The following is a 15,904-nucleotide window of genomic DNA, read 5'->3' as shown; positions in this document are numbered from 1 at the left end:
CGAAATGTCAGAGACAACAGCTGCAGTAGCTGAAACTTCAGCAGCAATTGCAGGGAAGGCGGCAACAGCAACAGGCACAGGTGTAACACTTGTGTCATGGGCAGCAACATGGGATTGGGGGTTTTTGATTGGTGTGGGGATTGGTTTGGCTGGTTTACTTATCAGCTTGATGAATTTCCTTTCTAATCGCCAATTCCAAAAACGCAAAGACAGACGCGAACAAGAAATTCACGAACTTGAAAAGCGCAAAAGAAATGGGGAATGTAATGTCAAAGACTAAAATTGCAGTCGGATTATTAGCAGCTTCGGCTGCTTTTTTTACGGGTTTAGAAATACACGAAGGCTATTCGGCAAAGCCTTATAAAGATACTGGGGGCGTAGTGACTCAAGGTATTGGGTCAACAGTAAAACCGAATGGACAAGTGATCAAAATGACCGATCCACTCATCACGCGAAAAACAGCACAAGAGTGGGCGAAAGCTCATGTGTCCAAAGATGAAATTCCTTTTCGTAAGTCACTCCAGAGCGTGAAGTTATCTCAAGTCGAATATGACGTATATCTCGACTTTACATATAACTTTGGTCAAGCAAATTGGAACCAATCCTCAATGCTTCGAAACTTGAAAGCAGGGAAGTACAAACAGGCATGTGATTCATTACTCAAGTGGAAGTACGTAGCCAAACGTGATTGCTCGGTTCGATCTAACAATTGTTATGGGGTTTGGACTCGTCAGGTTGAGCGTCATTCGAAATGTATGGGAGCGCAGTAGATGGGTGAATTTAAAAAAGTTAGCAATGTGCTTCTTGAGTCTAACGGTATTTATTTTATTGAATGTCCTGGTTGTAAAACCTTGCATCCATTTCATGTTGATCCAAAACATAAAATTCGTTGGGATTTCAATGGCGATTTAGAGAAACCAACATTTAGCCCAAGCTTAATGGTGAATCAAGGCCACCCTAGCCAATGTCATTCTTTTGTCACGGATGGAAAAATCCAATTCTTATCTGATTGCCATCATGGATTAGCCGGGCAAACAGTGGACCTCCCTGACGTGGAGGAATTCTGATGCCGTTACTTTATTGGATTTGGAACAATAAACGCTGGACATTAATCATTGTGCTTTTAATTTATGCCGCGTTTCAGATATGGCAATCCAATTCACTGACAGGTGATTTGAATAAAGCAAAAGCGAATTGTGACGTGCGTGTCGCGGAAGCAATTACCCCTTATGAAACCGCAATCACAAAAGCCAAAGAACAGAAGGCTATTACTGAAAAGGCTTGGTCAGATAAATATATTGAGGTAGAACAAAATGCGATTAAAAAAATACAAGATGCGAATGCTGCCGCTCGTAGTGCTGACTTGGCTGCTAGTGGGTTGTCAAAGCAACTCAGTGAAGCAAACAAACGTCTGTCCTCAGCTCCCCGTCAAACCATCATTGAGTACACCATTACCAACGGTGAATTACTCGAAGCTTGCACAGCAGAATATCGAAGTATGGCAGAAAAAGCAGATGGCCACGCAATTGATGTCGAACGATTAAGTAGGTCTTGGCCTGAATGAAATAAAAAAGTTGTGCATCCTGCTTTCAGGGTGCACAGCGCATTCGATTTCAACAAATGTTCATGTCACTGTATGTGTGCAGTGCGTGAATTGAAGGAGCCCTCTAAGTGAGGGCTTTGGTATAAGTTTTATCTTGAGCGAAATAAGCGTTCTTAATTAATAGATTGATACGACTAAAAGTGTTTAAGCATCTGATTGATTTTTAATTTAATTACTTATCAATAGATGCAGTAATAAAGTTTGCAGGGTGGTATGAGCTTTGTATATGGGAAAAAATCATCATTCCCGAAACTAAAAAAACTAGAATTGTTATTACAGAGTTATAAAATCGCATTCATTACTTATCAATATTGCTGAGCTTCAGAGTAACAACATCTTACTGTATTTACAATAAAGGTTTAATTTTATTGTAAAAATCAAAAAAATATAAGGTAAATAAATATATATATAAAAGAACTTGATTAAATTAATTTTTAGTGTATAGTTAACTTAACTAGAAAAAAGTCTTGTTTCGGTAAATCTTCTTTAAGCATCGCAGTTTTAGTCATAATCCTTCGTTTTTTCAGATTTTAAGTCTCAAAATTTATTATTTTCAAAGTTATAAACAGTCAATCAAATGACTCACAATTATTAAAAAATCAGTAGGATTTATTATGTCAAACTCGAATGTTGTTAAAGGTACTGTAAAATGGTTCAACGAAACTAAAGGTTTCGGTTTTATCCAGCAAGAATCAGGTCCAGATGTTTTTGCCCATTTTAGCGAAATTGCTAATTCAGGTTTCAAAACACTGTTTGAAGGCCAAATGGTTGAGTTTAGTGTAGCTCAAGGTCAAAAAGGACCAAATGCTGTAAATATTGTTGCTATCTAAGCAATAATTGACAGTAATAAAAAGCACTAAACAGTGCTTTTTATAAATTGAAAGTTAGTTTTAAAGTTTTTTCAAATCGAGAAAACCTCCAGAAATAGGATACAAGTTGTTAAAAATAAACGATTTAATTGCAAAATCAAAAAATGGTACAGAAATTATAGTGTCGCTCATCCCTCTAAATAAAATACAAAATACTCGTAATGGGTTAAAAACTATAGAAGTGGGTAAGCGAATACTTCTTCAATCAGGTAAAGAAGTTGATTTGAACCTAGATGGAAGAACTTTTTATACGTCTTTAAATCAGATGTTTAAGTTAAATTATAAAGTAATTTAATCAAGTTATATAATTTCTAAATAATTTAAATTAAGGATCCATCTATGTTAAAAAAAGAAGTTACCGTAAAAGATCAATTTGGTACTGAATATAATATTCTAGCAACAGTTGATAAGTCTATTGTAGACCTACAAGATCACTCAAATTTAAAATATATTACTTTTGAAGGTGAGGATATTCGCCCTAGTTTTGAAATGTTTTTTCAGAGCCTTGAAAGTAGTAAGATTTTTAAGTTAATTTAATGTCTATATATAAAGAAAATTTGAATTTTTTATTTGATTTAAAATATATTAAACCTGTTTTTTTTATTTTAAAATCATATATGTTAGTTTTTATTTTATTTGTATCTATTGTTTTAACTAGTATCATACACAATGATGTTGTTGATACTATTTTGACTATTTTAAATTTTTTTATTGTTTTTAGAATTATTTTTGTGCTGCATGTAAAAATTATAAAGTCCATCTTCGAAATTTGTAGCCCTTAAAAAGCTCTTATTTTCAAGAATCAATAGAATAATCAAACCATGATATATCACTCCCTCTGTCATGGTTTTTTGTTGCCTCTTCATAACTCATATACATATTTGTTATTATATTTCACTTCCCAATTTTTATAAGTTTGCGCACATAGACTTATCCATTTTAAACACAATGCTTAAATAATAGCCTATTTAAAGAAACTAATAAGCGAACAAAAACAAGTAAAGAGAAAGGTTGCTCACAAAAAACCATAAAGATTATTTGTGTAATCTGTATGGCTTATTAAATAAAAATATCTAATATTTATGGAATTAGCCTAATGAACATACTAATCATTTTTGAGGTAATTCAATAAATGAACCGCAATGCTTGCATTTACGGGCATCAAATCTGATCAGTTCCCTGCAGTCAGGGCAATTGACTTGAGGCACATTTTCAAATGGGGGAGGCACGTTGTCAAATGGAGATTGAATGGGAGTAACTTTTTGTTGGTTAAGCTGGGCCGGTTTTTGACTTGCTGGTATTACATCAGAACTAGAACAGAATTTACATTCACCTAAACCAGATCTACGCCAAATCATATAGATCAAACCAGGAATGATGTAAAAAAGAATTAAAACGAGGGTTATCCAGCCACTACCTTTTAACTTGGAATCACCACACTGCTTACATTTGTTGCAATAGATTAATGCCATATTTTTAAACTTATAAAATTTTTATTAATTTTAACTATTTATGCATAAGGATACAATCTTGGGTTTATACAAGGATTATGTCACTAAATTACACGTCCTAATTTTTTCTCAATAAAACACCTCACCACTGCCTCAATTGCAGTATCACCAACTTGCTCAGCTTCTCGACTATCAGCACGAGGACCAACATAAAAAGCAGTCCATCTTGAATAGGAACGCACCAAGCTAATTTTTTCTTTTTCTATCAACTTTCCACATAACTCCCAATCAATCACTGGAACTGATTTCACTTTCATTGCTTGAGCGAGAGCGTATGGTAATTGGGTGGGTGTTAGATCTGATACTTTCATAATTTATTTGTTCCAGCTATCAACCACAAAAATTACGATGACTATATATAGGCATAATCTAACCAAAAAAATGTAGACTGATATGTAGACTGTTGAGTTATAGATGTAGACTACTATATATAGTCATTGCAAAGTATAAGCTAAGTTCAATATCACTGTTTACAACTACTTATAGTTATTGATTGCCAAATACATTTAATGCTAAACAATAGTCACAGAACTGGAAGTTCTAACGCATCTATTTCCAGATAAGCCTACATTGATGTGGGCTTATCTTCGGTCAAATGGCGCATTATTTTTCAGAATAAATAGTCTTTGTGTAGATGAATAAAATCTATAAATAACAGACAGAAGATACTTAAAATCAATTAAGCCATATTAAAAGTAGGTGTATAGTAAATGGACTAGCTAAATTAAGAGTGAAGATCATAATGCCAATCAAATTTGTAATGCGTTTTGCTGCAATTCTATTTTCCGTTTTAATTTTGGTGGCACTTGCTATTCAATTTTTCTTTGATCCTCACTATACCGTGATTTTTTGGATTTTTTCCGTACCATTCATTTTAGGTACGCCAATTTTGGCTTCGGTCGTTTTAGCGAAAAATGAAGAGCTGGATATCCATTCAGTTAACTAAAACAGGCTTAACAAGGCAAGTTTTAAGTATAAGAAGTCCATCTTTTGATGGGCTTTTCTTTTTTGTTCAATATTTTGCAAAACTCGCACAGTTTCATTCGTGCTTATTTGCTATGTTGATCTTTTATTTAAAGAAATCCCCTTTATGAAAAAAACTGTAATGCTCGGATTGATTGTGGCAGCTTTGTCTGGTTGTAGTACTGCACAAAAGAATGAAGCAGAAAAGCCCAATATTGGTATGGCAAATCCTGCCAGTACTTTTTGTATTGAACAGGGTGGCAAATTAGAGACTCGAAAAGAAGCGAATGGTGAAGTGGGATATTGTCATTTGCCCAATGGTCAAGTTATTGAAGAGTGGGCACTGTTCCGTGCTAGCCAGAGCAAATGTGTCGCAGAGCAAGCGACAGCCTTGATTGGTCAGTCGAATTTAACGGAAGCGCAGATTAAGCAAAAAACCAGTGCGAAGATCGTGCGTTTAGTCCAACCTGGGCAGCCAGTCACGATGGATTATCGTGAAGACCGAGTGACAGTAACGGTTGATCCAAAGACCAATAAAGTAGTTCAAGCGAACTGCGGTTAATTTGCTCAGTCAAAAAGCCCAAATCTGGGCTTTTTGACATTTAAAGCAGGGGAATGGTTCTTCATTTTTAAAAGTTTGATTATGATAGGGCACATAGGAGAGTTGTAATGAAAAAGTTATTTGTTTTGGCTGCTGCCATTGCTTTGGTGGGTTGTGCAGAAAAAAAACCGTTAACGCCAGAAGAACAATGGCATGGCTATTGTAAAAGTGTAGGAAATGCAGCACGTTCGATTATGCTAGATCGTCAAAATGCAATTGAAAAAGATAAAGCAATTGAACATGCCAATAAGGTAGAAGATGCGACGACCAAAGCATTTATCTTAGATATTATTGAGCATGTATATGCTTTGCCTGAAGCGGACATTAAGAGCGATATTGAAGGGGCACGAGAAAAAGTTCGTGCAGCATACACTGAAAAATGTATAGCGACCCCTCATAAAGACATGCCAGATTACAAACCGTTCTAATGAACGGTTTTTTATTTTAAGTTGGTATTTTTTTGTGACAAAACACTAAATCATATATATAGAAAAGCATATAAAAATAAAGAATAATGAAAAGAGAACAAAAACGAGAGGAGCAGAAAATGGAAGTTGTCGGCTATTTAAATCAAGCAGATTTACTCTTGGAAGATGAAAATGGCGTGGCCGTGATTGGTGGAGGGCACTATGTCCTTAGCTTGGGTGATCAGGTTTACTTTAAACAAGCCCTTGAACATGAACCTACACGGTTTTTGGTTCAAATTTCATTTGCCGGTTCGGCGCACCAAAACTTACATGACGACGAAATTCAGATGAAATTTGAAGGATGTCGGGAAAGTTTTAAGCAATATATTCAAGCCACAACAGTACACTAAGGTTGAATACTTATATTTGGAAAAAAAAGGCAACATGAGTTGCCTTTTTGTTTTTAAATACCAGTCCAAAGTTAATGTGTTAAAGACTGAGCAAATAGCAGTAAATGTGGTATTCATTGTGCAATCGGTATGAACATCATTTAGTTAGAAAATAATGGGCATCACGAAGAAACACGCTGCTTGCATTAACTTTTAACTGGAATTTTAGTAAAATTTAGCAGTCCATATTATTTACGTAGCTTTAATTAAAGCAGGAATACGTAAATAATTTTTTAAAAAAGAGGAATAACACCGTGCTAGAAGCTTACCGCCAACACGTTGCAGAACGTGCCGCACTCGGAGTCCCACCGAAGCCACTTGACGATGCTCAAACAGCTGCATTAGTTGAATTATTAAAAAACCCACCAGCTGGCGAAGAAGCATTTTTAGTTGATTTACTAGAAAACCGTGTTCCAGCGGGTGTTGACCAAGCTGCATACGTTAAAGCTGCATTCTTAGCTGCTTTGGCTAAAGGCGAAGCGACTTCACCATTAGTTTCTAAAGAACGTGCGGTTTACTTACTAGGCACTATGCTTGGTGGTTATAACGTTGCTCCTTTAGTTGCACTTCTTGATGATGCTGAACTTGCTGAATTAGCAGCTGAAGCACTCAAGAAAACGCTTCTTGTATTTGATGCATTCCATGACGTTGCAGATAAAGCAAAAGCGGGTAACACGAATGCACAAGCGGTTATGCAATCTTGGGCTGACGCTGAATGGTTCACGACTCGTAAAGATGTTCCTACTGAAATCAAACTTACAGTTTTCAAAGTAACTGGCGAAACCAACACTGATGACTTGTCACCTGCACAAGACGCTTGGAGCCGTCCAGATATTCCATTGCATGCAAATGCAATGTTGAAAAACGTACGTGACGGTATCAACCCAGAAGTTCCTGGTGAAGTTGGTCCATTAAACCAAATCAAAGACTTGATCGCAAAAGGCAACCAAGTTGCATACGTTGGTGACGTTGTTGGTACAGGTTCATCTCGTAAATCTGCAACGAACTCTGTACTTTGGTTCTTCGGTGACGAAATTGCGCACATCCCGAACAAAAAAGACGGTGGTTACTGCTTAGGTTCTAAAATCGCTCCGATTTTCTTTAACACAATGGAAGATGCTGGCGCGTTGCCAATCGAAATTGATGTTGCAAACATGAACATGGGCGATGAAATCGTTCTTAACATTGATCATGCTGCTGCAAAAGTAACTGCAACCAAAGACGGCGCAGTAATTGCTGATGCTGAACTTAAAACTCCAGTACTTCTAGACGAAGTACGTGCAGGTGGTCGTATCAACCTAATCGTTGGTCGTGGCTTAACTGCTAAAGCACGTGAAGCTTTAGGCCTTGCTCCATCTACGTTATTCCGTACTCCAGTTCAACCTGCTGCTACTGGCAAAGGTTTCACTCAAGCACAGAAAATGGTTGGTCGCGCATGTGGTCTTCCTGAAGGTCAAGGCGTACTTCCAGGTACTTACTGTGAACCTAAGATGACAACTGTTGGTTCGCAAGATACCACTGGTCCAATGACTCGTGACGAATTGAAAGACTTAGCTTGCCTAGGCTTCTCTGCTGACCTAGTTATGCAATCTTTCTGTCACACAGCTGCATATCCAAAGCCAGTTGACGTTCAAATGCAACACTCGCTTCCTGATTTCATCATGAACCGTGGCGGTGTATCTCTACGTCCAGGTGACGGTATTATCCACTCTTGGTTAAACCGTATGCTTCTTCCAGATACCGTTGGTACTGGTGGTGACTCACATACACGTTTCCCAATTGGTATTTCATTCCCAGCGGGTTCTGGTCTTGTAGCATTCGCTGCTGCGACTGGTGTTATGCCATTAGACATGCCTGAATCTGTACTTGTTAAGTTCAAAGGTAAAATGCAACCTGGTATCACACTACGTGACCTTGTACATGCAATTCCTTACGTTGCGATTCAGCAAGGTGACTTAACTGTAGAGAAGAAAGGTAAGAAAAACATCTTCTCTGGCCGTATCCTTGAGATCGACTTAACAGAAATGGAAACTGACCTCACTGTTGAACAAGCATTCGAACTTTCTGATGCGTCTGCTGAACGTTCTGCTGCGGGTTGTTCTATTACACTTTCTGAAGAGAAAGTTGCTGAATACTTGAAATCAAACATCACAATGTTGAAGTGGATGATTTCTGAAGGTTATGGCGATGCGCGTACGATGGCTCGTCGTGTAGAGAACATGGAAAAATGGTTAGCGAACCCATCACTTCTTAAAGCTGATGCTGATGCTGAATACACGAAAGTGTATGAAATTGACCTTGCGACAATTACTGAACCAGTTCTTTGCTGCCCGAATGACCCAGATGATGCGAAATTGCTTTCTGATGTTCAAGGCGTGAAAATTGACGAAGTATTCGTTGGTTCATGTATGACTAACATCGGTCACTTCCGCGCAACTGGTAAGTTGTTAGAGAAAGTTCCTGGTGGCGTACTTTCAACTCGTTTGTGGATTGCTCCGCCTACGCGTATGGACGAACGTCAATTGATGGAAGAAGGTTTCTACAATACTTATGGTAAAGCTGGCGCGCGTACTGAAATGCCAGGTTGTTCATTGTGTATGGGTAACCAAGCACGCGTAGCTCCGAACACTACTTGTGTATCGACTTCTACGCGTAACTTCCCGAACCGTTTAGGTCAAGGTGCGAACGTTTACTTAGCTTCTGCTGAACTTGCATCTGTTGCTGCTGTACTTGGTAAATTACCAACTCCAGAAGAATATCAACAGTATGCAGCTCAGATTGATAGCATGTCTGCTGACATCTACCAATACTTAAGCTTCGACAAGATGACAGACTATACTAAACCTGCATCTGAGATTGATACGAAGAAAATTGCTGCTGCTCAGTTGACTTAATTCTTTGTTAATTAAGCAATAAGCGGTATAAGATAAGGGCTGAGTAATCAGCCCTTATTTTTTGAGTAGAAAATGCAAGAATATATAAGAAAATTAATATCCCAAACGATAGCGTTAATTGAAAAAAATAAAAGTCATGGAAATGAGTTTAATTTACTAAAAATATCAGGTATGGGGAGTAGTGAGGTTTTTACTCATACTCCAATTTTAAAGGAGTTATTAGATCCACGCGGTTCACATGGCCAAGGAAATTTATTTTTAAAAAGTTTTATTGATTCTTTTTGTTCTGAATTTATAGTTGACGAGTTCGTTCAAATAAAAAAAGAGCAACGTGTTGGCGATAAAAAGAAAAGTTATGGTCAAATTGATTTAATTATTTCAAATAAAACACAAATTTTAATTATTGAAAATAAAATTTATGCCGAAGATCAAGTTAAGCAATTGAATAGATATTATGAATATTGTGAAAGTACCAAGAAGCAACAATTTATGATTTATTTAACATTGGACGGCAAAGAACCAAGTCAATTTTCATTAGGAAATATAAAAAATGTAGATGGAAAATATTTCTTGAATGATGGTGAAAATCAACAAAATATATATTTGAAATGCTTGAGTTACCAAACAGATATTATTTTTTGGTTGAAAAACATTCAATCTGCAATTGGTAAAGCATCGAATCTTGTAGCTGCAATTCAGCAGTATATCAACTTGTTGAAAATGCTAACAGGTGAATTAATCACAGGAAAGAAGGAATTACAAAAAATGCTTATTGATGTTCAACTAAATGAACTAGAGGCTATCAAGAAAATTTCGGATGAATATAGCAGTAGTGAATATAGAGGAAAATTACTTTATAATTTATTTGAATATATAAAAAATGTGTTTGTGCAAACGGGCGAATTTTTGGACTCAAATACAGATGATTTTTTAAATATTCAATATAATATTAGAAATTGTCAAAAATGGTTTGACCAACTTAGTAGTAAAAATTTATCACAAAATAGAGATGTAATCGGTTGTGTTTTACAAAGTAAAATTAATCCAAATATTACATTTCTATTTGTTGCTGCTACAGATTATTTCCACTATGGTATTGTTTTAAAAGAAAATAAAAACTTATCTCTTGATCAGATTCAACAACTTTTTCCAACGTGGGCAGTGAGAGATACTTGGAAAAAAATACCAAATTCTTGGATTAGTCATTCTATTGGGAATTTACGTGGATTTTCAGGTGATGCTTTTAAACTACTTACGATTAGAAATAATATTTTCTTAGATGATTTTATTAATGACCGCCTAAAAGAATTAGATTTAATTATTAAAAAATGAAAATCGGCATCTTTTGGCAATGCCAAAACTAGATCGTAGGTATTGCCCATAATTGTAAATTATCAGACTAAGATTTATTTGGGCAGATTGGTAGTGCTTATGTGCATGTCAACTCTTGGGAAGTGCTTAAAAACCAAATAGCTGAATTGCAGAATATAGAAAATGGAGGAATTTCACAAGGTCGTGTGATTTATAATAGCCTAAGCAGTGATATGGCATCTATATGGATGCTAAACTTCTTAAAAAAGCATAGCTAAAAAATTGCTGAATTTTTAGAACTTAATTTTGATGAAGCAGCTTGGAAAAAAGATCAGCATTATCGAACCTAAGCTTTACAGCATATTCAGGTCATTGTTAAATCATTACAAATTTAGTAATTTAAAAGTTGATGTATTAATGGCTAAACAATCTCGATTTCTCTGTATTGGTGGTTTCCTCAATGGAACGCAAGTCAAAGACCAAGGCGGTAGCTTCGTCTGTGTCGAAAACTCTAAAAACGTGACTTATCGAAAAATGGAAATTTTCCATCAAGACGCATGGGACCATGACTACTATGTGTGTGAAACGACAACAGAGCAACAAGCTAGGAATTGGGTTTATGACATTGAGCCTAATTAATTTCGATTCATTTGGAAAAATCCAAAAAATAGAATACGACATGCGGATGTTGTTAAATAATAGACATTAAAAAGCCCCATTTTTCAGGGGCTAGTCGTATAGCTCGCGCCATACTCATATAAGGCTCATCTCATACTGAGCATATTAAAGCATATTTCTTAAATATTTTCAGCTCTTATTCAATGAGGGTTAAATCTGCTTTGTTTTCAAGTTTTAATGGACGTAAGGCAAAAATAGACCGCGTATGGCGCACACCTTTCATGGAGTATAAGTTCTTACGTAAAAAGCGTTCATAGTGCTCTGCATTTTTTACAGCGACTTTGAGTAAGTAGTCATAATCACCTGTGACTAAGTGCGCCTCAACGACTTCGGGCATATAGGCCAGTGCTTCACTAAATTGCTCCAAAATTTCATCATCATGGCGCTCAAGTGTAATTTCAATAAAAAACAACTCATTAATCCCAATCGCTTTGGGATTGATATTGGCAGTATAGCCTTCAATAATCTTTGCATTTTCAAGACGTTTAAGCCGTGTCCAACAAGGGGAGGAGGAAAGACCAACTTTTTCAGCTAACTGAGTCACAGTCAAACGCCCATCTTGACGAAGTTCTGACAAAATACGGCGGTCAATTTTATCTAAAACATGGCGATTGTCATTCATGTGCAATTCCTGCTAATAATTTTCTTTATAAATGGTTTTATGTGAAAATATTTCTCAAAAATACTTTGAAACAAGCAAATAATAGAGAAACTATTGAAGCGTCTTCTGATTACAATAAGCTTATTCAATCAAAGTCATTTGGGAGATTGGCTTTGATTTGTAAATAACACCATTTAAGGGAAGGGTGCCTTTACATGGTGTTATTTACGCACTTATTTACAGTATCTTCTGCTTCATTCGCTTTTGCTTAAACCAATAGGTAAGCGTTAAACATCCAATCCAGAGTGGGATCAATGCCACCGCAATACGCATATCAGGTGTCAGCCACATCACTACTAAAATCCCTAGCATAAATATAATGCAAATGTAATTACTTAACGGATACATCAGCACAGGGAATAAAGTCGGCTTTTTCAAAGCCAGCATGTGTTGCTTGAACTTTAAATGAGTCAGTGCCAACATCATCCAGTTAATTACAATCGCTGAAACCACAAGACTCATCAGCAACTTAAAGGCTTTTTCTGGAAAAATATAATTCAGTACCACACAGATCAATGTCACCAGTGCAGAGCATAAAATAGCAGCATAAGGGATGCCACGCTGGTTAATCTTCTTTAAGAACTGTGGTGCATTGCCTTGCTCAGCAAGTCCCAAGAGCATGCGACTGGTGCCATAGCTGGTGCCGTTATATACCGAGATGGCTGCAGTTAAAACTACAAAGTTCAGTACAGTTGCAACGCCTTGACTGCCCAATGAGTCAAAGATCAACACAAAAGGACTACCACCTTCTGCAATTTGATTCCATGGAAATAAGGAAAGCAGAACAATAATGGTTAGTACATAAAACAATAAAACACGATAGACAATTTGGTTTACGGCTTTAGGAATAGTTGTCGTTGGATTTTTGGTTTCTGCCGCAGCAATACCGACCAATTCAATTCCACCAAAAGAAAACATAATGATGGCCATTGCCATGATTAAGCCTGAAAGACCATTAGGAAAGAAACCGCCTAGAGCCCATAGGTTAGAAATGGAAGCAGTTTCGCCACCTTGCCCACTGGTAAGCAACCAAGCCCCATAAGCAATCATGCCAATGATCGCGAGAATTTTAATCATGGAGAATAAAAATTCTGTTTCGCCAAAGACTTTGACATGCAGCAGGTTGATGGCATTGATCAGTACAAAGAAAGCAAGTGCTGAAATCCACGTTGGAATTTCAGGCCACCAATATTGGACATAGAGGCCGATGGCGCTTAGCTCTGCCATGCAGACCAAGACATTGAGCACCCAATAGTTCCAGCCCGACATAAAGCCTGCAAAAGGGCTCCAAAATTTATAGGCGAAATAGCTAAAAGAGCCACTCACTGGTTCCTCAACCACCATTTCACCTAATTGGCGCATCATAAAAAAGGCAATTAAACCTGCAAGTGCATAACCTAAAATGACAGAGGGACCTGCCAGTTTAATGGTTTGAGAAATGCCTAAAAATAGACCCGTACCGATAGAGCCACCTAAAGCAATCAACTGAATATGGCGGTTGCTCAGCCCATGATTAAGCTGACGTTGCTGTTGTGCAGACATGATTCATCCATCTCTAGAACATGCGATAGACATCACATGAACTATGACTTAATAAAAATTTGTGATGGAAATATAATATTTATTTATCAATTAATAAAACTAAATTTATCAATGCTTGTGGTTTTTAGTTAAATATAGCGCTTGCTGGTTAAAATTAAACCAGCTCAGACAATGAGTGCTTGAACTGGTGTAATACGTGAGGTCGTGATTTATATGAGGTTAAGCCTGCAGTTGCGCTGCAATTTTGGGCCATAAGTTTTGGTGGGAACGTTTAAACATGGCCATGTGACCAATGCTTTTGTGCCCATAAGCCTGTGGTTTTAATTCAATATGTTCTGTTTGTGCATTGGGATAGAGGTTAAGCAGTCCTTTGACATTGGCCTGAGTGGCAATTTCATCATCCGATGCCCAAATTGAGGTAATGGCGCAACGAATTTGATGGTGGAAGTCCTCTTGGACTGTATTTCCTATGGCATTCATGACATAACCAGGTTTGCTACAAAACTGTGCCCATTCACGTGCCACATCTTTAGGCAAGTTTTCACCCATCCCGATGGCTTGAGTTGGGCCGTAGCCCAATGTATATCGAGCAATTGGGAAGATTAGCTTAAACATGACTGGAGCGAGTAGTTTGGTGCGGCCCTTTAAGTCTTTAACGTGTCCAGTAGAACCAGCAATAGCTACCACCTTTGCCACTTTTTTAAAGTTGGGATTAATACCTAAAAGTTGCCCACCTGCACTATGCCCGAGCAAGATCACTTGAGTTGCTTGGGTTTTATCTAATAGAGCATCTACCGCAGCAGGAATATCCAATTGTCCCCACTGTACAATACTCGCTTTTGACTGTTTAAGTGGTTCGTGCAGAGATTTCCCAATTCCACGAAAGTCAAAAACCAAAACAGCATAACCTTGTTCAGCAAGCCACGATGCAAAATGGTGGTAAAACTGTTGGGTAATGCCAGTTGCAGGGCAGATTAAAATAGGAAAAGTTTGCTGCGTAGCTTGGGCAGTATAAAAGCGTCCACTGAGTGAATAATGGTCGGAACAGGTGATGTTGAGCGTTTCGTAATTCTGCATGGTTGGCGTATATATTTAAGTTGTTCATACTTTACTTGAGTTCCAAAAAGAAACTTGTCAAATCTATGACTTTAAAGTCAAGCGGATTTGTATAAAATGGATCGAAAATAAAAAGGAAAACACATGCAGTTTGTTGAATTAGAGATGTCAGTTAAATTCGCACTTTTATTCAGTGCAATTTTTCTATTTGTAGGCATGCTAACTGGGGTGTGGAAATATGCTCAAATTCGCCATTCACCACAATTTCGCGCGCATTATTATGTCGATATCGCACATCGTAGTAGTTTGCTATATGCACCTGCTAGCTTAATCATTGCCGTCATGGCGGTCATTTCAGTGTGGTCAGAGCCTGTAAATATGTTGTTTGTGGCAATTAATCTATTCTTTTTTAGCTTTTCGATACTGAGCTATATTGTGCATGGTGTATTACAAGATACCAATAACCAGTTTCGTAGTCCGCACATTTTAGGCAAATGGATTTTACCCAAATCAGTCATGGTGATGGCAATGATGGCTTTGGTTGTAGGGGAAATTGTGGCAACTTTTGGATTATTATGGGGTATGTTTTTAGGTTTATTCTAAGTTATTATGATTTTTAGTCTTGGTACTTTTACAAAGGTGGATGACTGATCATCCACCTGTTTGCTAGTCAATTGACTGTGTGGCCTTTCGGAATTTTTGGTCGACAACTGCCCATAAGTAAAAGGCCAGTGAAACGACAATAGCATAAATAAAATATTCAGCTTTAAGGTTACCTTGAATTAAGCCATGCATGATCATAATAACCATCAGGGCAATGGTGGTACTTAAATACGTCACCATATTCTTGTTTGCCTTCAGAGCGCTAATGAAGACTTGCTTGTTGAAATGTAATGATAACATCTCCATCCCTCCTTGAGTTTTTGACTAAAAACCAATGTATTTAGTCGGGTTAGTTCATACTGTTGTACTGCTAAAATTTGAGTTGATCAAGAGCAAAACAAACTATTTTTCAGAAAAATTATGCTATACCAATCAAAATATAAGTATGTAGCATTTTTTTAGCGAATAAATAGTATTTCCGTACGGTATAAGATAGCAAATAAATGTTCTGCCTAAGCTTATATGCCCATTGTATAAAGCAATATTGATGCCATGAATGGCATGATAGGATGGGCTTTAACGGTTTTTTTGTTTTCTAATTCTAAATTTATAAGAGATATGAAGTGCTTGGTATACGACTTTAGCGGTGTATGGTTTATGTATAGAAACGTACAAAAACTGATGTGAGCTAAAATGAAACAATATATGTACATTTGGATAAAATGTGACAAATATTGATCATAATTAAAATCAGGT

Annotated in this window: 21 protein-coding genes; 15 read left to right on the top strand and 6 right to left on the bottom strand. The window is 37.0% G+C overall.

The window, feature by feature from the left end; genetic code table 11:
• Nucleotides 1-4 precede the first annotated feature (4 nt).
• The 7 genes from B9T36_RS00485 to B9T36_RS00455 all read left to right on the top strand — a co-directional run bounded on the left by B9T36_RS00485 (nucleotide 5) and on the right by B9T36_RS00455 (nucleotide 3,009).
• Nucleotides 5-280, top strand: a complete 276-nt coding sequence (locus B9T36_RS00485) for a hypothetical protein (RefSeq protein ID WP_139841330.1) — start codon at nucleotides 5-7, stop codon at nucleotides 278-280.
• Complete coding sequence (locus B9T36_RS00480; RefSeq protein WP_086207645.1) at nucleotides 267-770, top strand: lysozyme; 504 nt, start codon at nucleotides 267-269, stop codon at nucleotides 768-770. The genes B9T36_RS00485 and B9T36_RS00480 overlap by 14 nt, the downstream gene beginning before the upstream one ends.
• Nucleotides 771-1,067 (top strand): DUF6527 family protein, encoded by a 297-nt coding sequence (locus B9T36_RS00475; RefSeq protein ID WP_086207644.1) that lies wholly within the window; start codon nucleotides 771-773, stop codon nucleotides 1,065-1,067. It begins immediately after the preceding gene.
• Nucleotides 1,067-1,564, top strand: coding sequence for a hypothetical protein (locus B9T36_RS00470; protein ID WP_086207643.1), 498 nt, complete (start codon nucleotides 1,067-1,069; stop codon nucleotides 1,562-1,564). The genes B9T36_RS00475 and B9T36_RS00470 overlap by 1 nt, the downstream gene beginning before the upstream one ends.
• Before the next feature lie 653 nt (nucleotides 1,565-2,217).
• Nucleotides 2,218-2,433: a cold-shock protein gene (locus tag B9T36_RS00465; RefSeq protein ID WP_004693381.1), complete on the top strand. Its 216-nt coding sequence runs from the start codon at nucleotides 2,218-2,220 to the stop codon at nucleotides 2,431-2,433.
• Nucleotides 2,434-2,539: 106 nt separating this feature from the next.
• Nucleotides 2,540-2,767: a hypothetical protein gene (locus B9T36_RS00460; protein ID WP_004693379.1), complete on the top strand. Its 228-nt coding sequence runs from the start codon at nucleotides 2,540-2,542 to the stop codon at nucleotides 2,765-2,767.
• 44 nt (nucleotides 2,768-2,811) lie between these two features.
• On the top strand, nucleotides 2,812-3,009 hold the full coding sequence (locus tag B9T36_RS00455; protein ID WP_004693376.1) for a hypothetical protein: 198 nt from the start codon (nucleotides 2,812-2,814) through the stop codon (nucleotides 3,007-3,009).
• A gap of 572 nt (nucleotides 3,010-3,581) precedes the next feature.
• Here B9T36_RS00455 and B9T36_RS00450 read toward each other — a convergent pair.
• Together B9T36_RS00450 and B9T36_RS00445 are read right to left on the bottom strand one after the other, a co-directional pair.
• Nucleotides 3,582-3,944 (bottom strand): hypothetical protein, encoded by a 363-nt coding sequence (locus B9T36_RS00450; RefSeq protein ID WP_086207642.1) that lies wholly within the window; start codon nucleotides 3,942-3,944, stop codon nucleotides 3,582-3,584.
• Between the two features lie 83 nt (nucleotides 3,945-4,027).
• Nucleotides 4,028-4,294: a phage protein NinX family protein gene (locus B9T36_RS00445; protein ID WP_086207641.1), complete on the bottom strand. Its 267-nt coding sequence runs from the start codon at nucleotides 4,292-4,294 to the stop codon at nucleotides 4,028-4,030.
• Nucleotides 4,295-4,725: 431 nt separating this feature from the next.
• Here B9T36_RS00445 and B9T36_RS00440 point away from each other — a divergent pair, with 431 nt between their 5' ends.
• The 7 genes from B9T36_RS00440 to B9T36_RS00410 all read left to right on the top strand — a co-directional run bounded on the left by B9T36_RS00440 (nucleotide 4,726) and on the right by B9T36_RS00410 (nucleotide 11,247).
• The gene (locus tag B9T36_RS00440) at nucleotides 4,726-4,929 is read left to right on the top strand and encodes a hypothetical protein (RefSeq protein ID WP_086207640.1); all 204 of its coding nucleotides are present in this window, start codon (nucleotides 4,726-4,728) and stop codon (nucleotides 4,927-4,929) included.
• Between the two features lie 144 nt (nucleotides 4,930-5,073).
• Nucleotides 5,074-5,508 (top strand): I78 family peptidase inhibitor, encoded by a 435-nt coding sequence (locus B9T36_RS00435; RefSeq protein ID WP_086207639.1) that lies wholly within the window; start codon nucleotides 5,074-5,076, stop codon nucleotides 5,506-5,508.
• Between the two features lie 107 nt (nucleotides 5,509-5,615).
• Nucleotides 5,616-5,975: a hypothetical protein gene (locus B9T36_RS00430; RefSeq protein ID WP_086207638.1), complete on the top strand. Its 360-nt coding sequence runs from the start codon at nucleotides 5,616-5,618 to the stop codon at nucleotides 5,973-5,975.
• Between the two features lie 119 nt (nucleotides 5,976-6,094).
• Complete coding sequence (locus tag B9T36_RS00425; protein ID WP_086207637.1) at nucleotides 6,095-6,364, top strand: hypothetical protein; 270 nt, start codon at nucleotides 6,095-6,097, stop codon at nucleotides 6,362-6,364.
• Between the two features lie 293 nt (nucleotides 6,365-6,657).
• Nucleotides 6,658-9,297 carry a bifunctional aconitate hydratase 2/2-methylisocitrate dehydratase gene (locus B9T36_RS00420; RefSeq protein WP_086207636.1) on the top strand — a complete coding sequence of 880 codons (2,640 nt, stop codon included), beginning with the start codon at nucleotides 6,658-6,660 and terminating at the stop codon, nucleotides 9,295-9,297.
• 72 nt (nucleotides 9,298-9,369) lie between these two features.
• Nucleotides 9,370-10,629 carry a PD-(D/E)XK nuclease family protein gene (locus tag B9T36_RS00415; protein ID WP_086207635.1) on the top strand — a complete coding sequence of 420 codons (1,260 nt, stop codon included), beginning with the start codon at nucleotides 9,370-9,372 and terminating at the stop codon, nucleotides 10,627-10,629.
• A 396-nt stretch (nucleotides 10,630-11,025) separates the two neighbouring features.
• Entirely contained in the window at nucleotides 11,026-11,247 is a 222-nt protein-coding gene (locus tag B9T36_RS00410; RefSeq protein WP_086208227.1) for a hypothetical protein, read from the top strand.
• A 175-nt stretch (nucleotides 11,248-11,422) separates the two neighbouring features.
• Here the strand turns inward: B9T36_RS00410 and B9T36_RS00405 are convergent, their stop codons facing one another.
• The 3 genes from B9T36_RS00405 to B9T36_RS00395 all read right to left on the bottom strand — a co-directional run bounded on the left by B9T36_RS00405 (nucleotide 11,423) and on the right by B9T36_RS00395 (nucleotide 14,566).
• A complete protein-coding gene (locus B9T36_RS00405) occupies nucleotides 11,423-11,908 on the bottom strand; it encodes an Lrp/AsnC family transcriptional regulator (protein WP_086207634.1) in 486 nt (161 codons plus the stop codon).
• A 216-nt stretch (nucleotides 11,909-12,124) separates the two neighbouring features.
• The gene (locus B9T36_RS00400; RefSeq protein WP_086207633.1) at nucleotides 12,125-13,489 is read right to left on the bottom strand and encodes an amino acid permease; all 1,365 of its coding nucleotides are present in this window, start codon (nucleotides 13,487-13,489) and stop codon (nucleotides 12,125-12,127) included.
• Between the two features lie 219 nt (nucleotides 13,490-13,708).
• Nucleotides 13,709-14,566 (bottom strand): alpha/beta fold hydrolase, encoded by an 858-nt coding sequence (locus B9T36_RS00395; protein WP_086207632.1) that lies wholly within the window; start codon nucleotides 14,564-14,566, stop codon nucleotides 13,709-13,711.
• Nucleotides 14,567-14,689: 123 nt separating this feature from the next.
• Here B9T36_RS00395 and B9T36_RS00390 point away from each other — a divergent pair, with 123 nt between their 5' ends.
• A complete protein-coding gene (locus B9T36_RS00390; RefSeq protein ID WP_086207631.1) occupies nucleotides 14,690-15,148 on the top strand; it encodes a hypothetical protein in 459 nt (152 codons plus the stop codon).
• Between the two features lie 63 nt (nucleotides 15,149-15,211).
• Here the strand turns inward: B9T36_RS00390 and B9T36_RS00385 are convergent, their stop codons facing one another.
• Complete coding sequence (locus tag B9T36_RS00385) at nucleotides 15,212-15,448, bottom strand: hypothetical protein (protein ID WP_086207630.1); 237 nt, start codon at nucleotides 15,446-15,448, stop codon at nucleotides 15,212-15,214.
• Between the last annotated feature and the right edge of the window lie 456 nt (nucleotides 15,449-15,904).

This window comes from Acinetobacter sp. ANC 4204, from assembly GCF_002135205.1.
Classification (GTDB): Bacteria; Pseudomonadota; Gammaproteobacteria; order Pseudomonadales; family Moraxellaceae; genus Acinetobacter.
This window is presented reverse-complemented; position numbering and strand designations above follow the sequence as displayed.

Bases quoted from the DNA above. Each gene is read 5' to 3' on its own strand.
- B9T36_RS00485 (WP_139841330.1), top strand. From the start codon at position 5: ATGTCAGAGACAACAGCTGCAGTAGCTGAAACTTCAGCAGCAATTGCA.
- B9T36_RS00480 (WP_086207645.1), top strand. From the start codon at position 267: ATGTCAAAGACTAAAATTGCAGTCGGATTATTAGCAGCTTCGGCTGCT.
- B9T36_RS00475 (WP_086207644.1), top strand. From the start codon at position 771: ATGGGTGAATTTAAAAAAGTTAGCAATGTGCTTCTTGAGTCTAACGGT.
- B9T36_RS00470 (WP_086207643.1), top strand. From the start codon at position 1,067: ATGCCGTTACTTTATTGGATTTGGAACAATAAACGCTGGACATTAATC.
- B9T36_RS00465 (WP_004693381.1), top strand. From the start codon at position 2,218: ATGTCAAACTCGAATGTTGTTAAAGGTACTGTAAAATGGTTCAACGAA.
- B9T36_RS00455 (WP_004693376.1), top strand. From the start codon at position 2,812: ATGTTAAAAAAAGAAGTTACCGTAAAAGATCAATTTGGTACTGAATAT.
- B9T36_RS00450 (WP_086207642.1), bottom strand. From the start codon at position 3,944: ATGGCATTAATCTATTGCAACAAATGTAAGCAGTGTGGTGATTCCAAG.
- B9T36_RS00445 (WP_086207641.1), bottom strand. From the start codon at position 4,294: ATGAAAGTATCAGATCTAACACCCACCCAATTACCATACGCTCTCGCT.
- B9T36_RS00440 (WP_086207640.1), top strand. From the start codon at position 4,726: ATGCCAATCAAATTTGTAATGCGTTTTGCTGCAATTCTATTTTCCGTT.
- B9T36_RS00435 (WP_086207639.1), top strand. From the start codon at position 5,074: ATGAAAAAAACTGTAATGCTCGGATTGATTGTGGCAGCTTTGTCTGGT.
- B9T36_RS00430 (WP_086207638.1), top strand. From the start codon at position 5,616: ATGAAAAAGTTATTTGTTTTGGCTGCTGCCATTGCTTTGGTGGGTTGT.
- B9T36_RS00425 (WP_086207637.1), top strand. From the start codon at position 6,095: ATGGAAGTTGTCGGCTATTTAAATCAAGCAGATTTACTCTTGGAAGAT.
- B9T36_RS00415 (WP_086207635.1), top strand. From the start codon at position 9,370: ATGCAAGAATATATAAGAAAATTAATATCCCAAACGATAGCGTTAATT.
- B9T36_RS00410 (WP_086208227.1), top strand. From the start codon at position 11,026: ATGGCTAAACAATCTCGATTTCTCTGTATTGGTGGTTTCCTCAATGGA.
- B9T36_RS00405 (WP_086207634.1), bottom strand. From the start codon at position 11,908: ATGAATGACAATCGCCATGTTTTAGATAAAATTGACCGCCGTATTTTG.
- B9T36_RS00400 (WP_086207633.1), bottom strand. From the start codon at position 13,489: ATGTCTGCACAACAGCAACGTCAGCTTAATCATGGGCTGAGCAACCGC.
- B9T36_RS00395 (WP_086207632.1), bottom strand. From the start codon at position 14,566: ATGCAGAATTACGAAACGCTCAACATCACCTGTTCCGACCATTATTCA.
- B9T36_RS00390 (WP_086207631.1), top strand. From the start codon at position 14,690: ATGCAGTTTGTTGAATTAGAGATGTCAGTTAAATTCGCACTTTTATTC.
- B9T36_RS00385 (WP_086207630.1), bottom strand. From the start codon at position 15,448: ATGTTATCATTACATTTCAACAAGCAAGTCTTCATTAGCGCTCTGAAG.